Origin of the sequence: Bradyrhizobium sp. 23, assembly GCF_023073295.1 — a bacterium.
GTDB lineage: Bacteria > Pseudomonadota > Alphaproteobacteria > Rhizobiales > Xanthobacteraceae > Bradyrhizobium > Bradyrhizobium canariense_D.
Window position 1 is genome coordinate 143171 of record NZ_JADPJF010000032.1, and the last position, 3201, is coordinate 146371.

Here is a 3201-nt window from a genome sequence, read left to right on the forward strand (position 1 = left end):
CGCTCAATCCTGGATCTTCGAGAAATCCGCCACCGCACGCGTGGCGCTGCGGATCTCGTTGAGCAATTTTAGCCGGTTCTCACGCACCTTCGCATCCTCGTCGTTGACGCGAACTTTCTCGAAGAACGCATCGACCGGCGGACGCAGCTTGGCCATCGCACTCATCGCGGCAGCGAAGTCTTCCTTCGCGACAGCAGCGCTTGCCTCCGCCTTCACTTCGCCGATCGCGTTGGCCAGCGCCTTCTCCTCGTCGAGGCCATAGAGCGCAGCATCGGGCGCGCCCTCGAACGCGCGCTTGTCCTTCTTCTCCTCGATGCCGAGGATATTGCTGGCGCGCTTGATGCCGGCGAGCAAATTCTTGCCGTCCTCGGACTCGAGGAATTTTCCAAGCGCCTCGACGCGGCGGACGATCATCAGAAGGTCGTCCTGGCCACCGAGCGCGAACACGGCGTCGACCAGATCGTGCCGCGCGCCCTGCTCGCGGAGCTGCACTTTCAGCCGGTCTGCGAAGAAGGCGAGCAGGTCGCTCGGAAGCTTCTGCGCATCGGCAGGCTTCAAGGACAAGCCGGCGAGTGCGGACGCCGCCATCTTCATGATCGACATACGCAGTGCGTTCTCACCGATCAGCCTGATCACACCCAGCGCCGCGCGGCGCAGCGCATACGGATCCTTCGATCCCGTCGGCTTTTCGTCGATCGCCCAGAAGCCGACAAGCGTGTCGAGCTTGTCCGCGAGCGCGACTGCGACGCTGACCGGATCGGTCGGCACGCGATCGGCAGGCCCTTGCGGCTTATAGTGCTCCTCGCAGGCGGCAGCGACGGAGGCGTCCTCGCCCTGGGCCAGCGCGTAGTACTTGCCCATCAGGCCCTGCACCTCGGGGAATTCGCCGACGACTTCGGTCAGCAAATCCGCCTTCGCCAGATGCGCGGCGCGCGTCGCCTTGGCGACATCGGCGCCGACGAGCGGCGCGATCTCTGCGGCGAGACGCTCGATTCGCTTGATGCGCGCAGCCTGGGTGCCGAGCTTCTCGTGGAACACGATCTGCTCGAACTTCGGCAGCCGGTCTTCCAGCTTCGTCTTCAGGTCCGTCTCGTAGAAGAATTTCGCATCCGACAAGCGCGGACGAATCACACGCTCGTTGCCGGCGACGATGGTCTTGCCGCCGTCAGGCGCCTCGATGTTGGCGGTGAGCACGAACTTGTTGGTCAGCTTGCCCGTCTTGGGATCTTTGACGACGAAGCACTTCTGGTTGTTGCGGATGGTGGCGCGGATCACCTCGTCGGGGATCGCGAGATACTCCGCTTCGAACGATCCCATCATGACGACGGGCCATTCGACGAGACCCGAAACCTCATCGAGCAGCACCTGATCCTCGACCAGTTCGAACCCTTGCGCAAAGGTCAGCTCCTTGGCGTCGGCAAAGATGATGTCCTTGCGCGCCTGCGGATCGAGGATGACTTTTGCGGCCTTCAGCTTCGCTTCGTAGTCCTCGAAGCGGCGGACGGAAATCGCGCTAGGAGCCATGAAGCGGTGACCGTAAGTGGTCTGGCCGGCCTCGATGCCGTCCACCGAGAATTTGACGACATCGGGCTCTTCGGTCTCGAGCCCGAACGTCGCGGTGATCGCGTGCAGCGGACGCACCCAGCTCAGCGAGCCCGGCTTGCCGGAGCGCGCGCCCCAGCGCATCGATTTCGGCCAAGGGAAAGTGCGGATGATCACGGGGAGGATTTCCGCGAGCACGTCGATGGCGTCGCGGCCGGGCTTCTCGATCAGCGCGATGTAGAAGTCGCCCTTCGGATCGCGCTGGATCTTGGCCTCGTCCAGCGACGTCAAACCCGTCGCTTTCAGAAAACCCTGCACGGCCGCGTCGGCCGCACCGATCTTCGGTCCGCGGCGTTCGGTCTTCAGGTCAGGCTGGCGCGCAGGGATGCCGTGCACGGTAAGCGCAAGGCGGCGCGGCGTCGCGAACGCCTTCGCGCCTTCGTAGACGAGACCCTCGGCGACGAGCTTGTCGGTGACCATGCGGCGCAGATCGTCCGCCGCCTTGGCCTGCATGCGCGCGGGGATTTCTTCCGAGAAAAGTTCAAGCAAAAGATCGGGCATCAGGTCGCTCCGCCCGCTTCAGTATGTATCCAGGCCTCGCCGCAAGCTTTTGCCAGTTCGCGCACGCGAAGAATGTAGCTCTGCCGCTCCGTCACGGAGATCACGCCGCGCGCGTCGAGCAGGTTGAACACATGGCTTGCCTTGATGCACTGGTCATAGGCCGGAAGCGACATCAGATGCGCCTCGCGCTTGCCATCTTTCCAACCCGCATCGAGGTATTTCCGGCAGGCGGCTTCCGCCATCTTGAACTGCTCGAACAGCATCGCGGTGTCGGCCACTTCGAAATTGTGCTTCGAATATTCCCGCTCGGCCTGCAGGAAGACATCGCCATAGGTGACCTTGGCGTCGCCTTCGCGGCCGTTGAAGTTGAGGTCGTAGACCCGGTCGACGCCCTGCACGTACATCGCGAGGCGCTCGAGCCCGTAGGTGAGTTCGCCCGCGACCGGCGCGCATTCGACACCCGCGACCTGCTGGAAATAGGTGAACTGGCTGACTTCCATGCCGTCGCACCAGCACTCCCAGCCGAGGCCCCAGGCGCCCAGCGTCGGGCTCTCCCAATCGTCCTCGACGAAGCGAATGTCGTGCACGGCGGAATCGATGCCGATCGCGGCGAGCGACTTCAGGTACAGCTCCTGAAGGTTCGCCGGCGACGGCTTCATGATCACCTGGAATTGGTAGTAGTGCTGCAGCCGGTTCGGATTCTCGCCGTAGCGGCCGTCCTTGGGCCGCCGCGAGGGCTGCACGTAGGCCGCATTCCAGGGCTTTGGCCCGAGCGCGCGCAGCGTGGTCGCCGGATGGAAGGTACCCGCACCCATCTCCATATCGTAGGGCTGCAGGATCACGCAGCCCTGCTCGGCCCAGAACCGCTGGAGCGCGAGGATAAAGCCCTGGAACGAGCGTTCCGGGCGCATATGGGCGGGCAAGGAGGCGTCCATCGTCAGATCGGGCTCTCGCGGGGGGTTGAATCGCGCGGGACCGTATCGACGGCAGGGGTGGGAATCAAGGTGAAGGGGGTGGATTCGGGCCTAGTTCTCCGTCATGGCCGGGCTTGTCCCGGGCATCCACGTTCTTCGTGCGGTGAGACAAGGCGTGGATGGC

The 3201-nt window shown here is 63.9% G+C and carries 2 protein-coding genes; both read right to left on the reverse strand.

The window, feature by feature from the left end; translation table 11 throughout:
* Positions 1-3: 3 nt before the first annotated feature.
* The gene (gene glyS, locus IVB32_RS04925; RefSeq protein WP_204513856.1) at positions 4-2103 is read right to left on the reverse strand and encodes a glycine--tRNA ligase subunit beta; all 2100 of its coding nucleotides are present in this window, start codon (positions 2101-2103) and stop codon (positions 4-6) included.
* Entirely contained in the window at positions 2103-3038 is a 936-nt protein-coding gene (locus IVB32_RS04930; RefSeq protein WP_247409932.1) for a glycine--tRNA ligase subunit alpha, read from the reverse strand. Before IVB32_RS04930 ends, glyS begins: the two co-directional genes overlap by 1 nt.
* Positions 3039-3201 lie beyond the last annotated feature (163 nt).